1 rRNA gene is annotated in these 1,333 nt (G+C 53.0%); it reads right to left on the bottom strand.

Annotation, left to right across the window (positions count from 1 at the left end):
- Positions 1 to 6: 6 nt before the first annotated feature.
- Positions 7 to 1,333: ribosomal RNA gene (locus tag LQE93_RS16505) — 23S ribosomal RNA — on the bottom strand; the annotation flags it as partial.

The following is a 1,333-nucleotide window of genomic DNA, read 5'->3' as shown; positions in this document are numbered from 1 at the left end:
TTTTTATTGGTCAAGCCCTCGACCTATTAGTATCAGTCAGCTAAATACGTTACCGCACTTACACCTCTGACCTATCAACCTTGTGTTCTTCAAGGGGTCTTACTAGCTTATGCTATGGGAAATCTCATCTTGAGGTGGGCTTCACGCTTAGATGCTTTCAGCGTTTATCCCTTCCCGACTTAGCTACCCAGCTATGCTCTTGGCAGAACAACTGGTACACCAGAGGTCAGTCCATCCCGGTCCTCTCGTACTAAGGACAGCTCCTCTCAAATTTCCTACGCCCGCGACGGATAGGGACCGAACTGTCTCACGACGTTCTGAACCCAGCTCGCGTGCCGCTTTAATGGGCGAACAGCCCAACCCTTGGGACCTACTACAGCCCCAGGATGCGACGAGCCGACATCGAGGTGCCAAACCTCCCCGTCGATGTGGACTCTTGGGGGAGATCAGCCTGTTATCCCCGAGGTAGCTTTTATCCGTTGAGCGATGGCCCTCCCACGAGGTACCACCGGATCACTAAGCCCGACTTTCGTCCCTGCTCGACTTGTAGGTCTCGCAGTCAGGCTCCCTTCTGCCTTTGCACTCTTCGAACGATTTCCGACCGTTCTGAGGGAACCTTTGGGCGCCTCCGTTACTTTTTAGGAGGCGACCGCCCCAGTCAAACTGCCCACCTAACAATGTCCAGTCACCAGATTCATGGCGTCCTGTTAGAACCCCAGTACTGTCAGGGTGGTATCCCAAGGGTGACTCCACTAAGGCTGACGCCCTAGTTTCCCAGTCTCCCACCTATCCTGTACAGACAATACCGAGATTCAATGCTAAGCTGCAGTAAAGCTCTACGGGGTCTTTCCGTCCAATCGCGGGTAGCGAGCATCTTCACTCGCACTACAACTTCGCCGGATTTGCAGTTGAGACAGTGCCCAAGTCATTACGCCATTCGTGCGGGTCAGAACTTACCTGACAAGGAATTTCGCTACCTTAGGACCGTTATAGTTACGGCCGCCGTTTACTGGGGCTTAAGTTCACACCTTCGCTTGCGCTAAGTGTTCCCCTTAACCTTCCAGCACCGGGCAGGCGTCAGCCCCTATACATCAGCTTGCGCTTTAGCAGAGACCTGTGTTTTTGCTAAACAGTTGCTTGGGCCTATTCTCTGCGGCCTGCTCTCGCAGGCACCCCTTCTCGCGAACTTACGGGGTCAATTTGCCTAGTTCCTTAACTGCAATTCTTCCGCCGGCCTTAGGATTCTCTCCTCATCTACCTGTGTCGGTTTGCGGTACGGGCACTACTTCTCTCTCTAGATGCTTTTCTTGGAAGCATGGAATCATGTACTTCA

The organism is Clostridium sp. NSJ-145, from assembly GCF_021044725.1.
Lineage (GTDB): Bacteria > Bacillota > Clostridia > Clostridiales > Clostridiaceae > Clostridium > Clostridium disporicum_B.
Note: the sequence above shows the minus strand (reverse complement) of the source record. Positions and strands in the feature narration are given on the sequence as shown.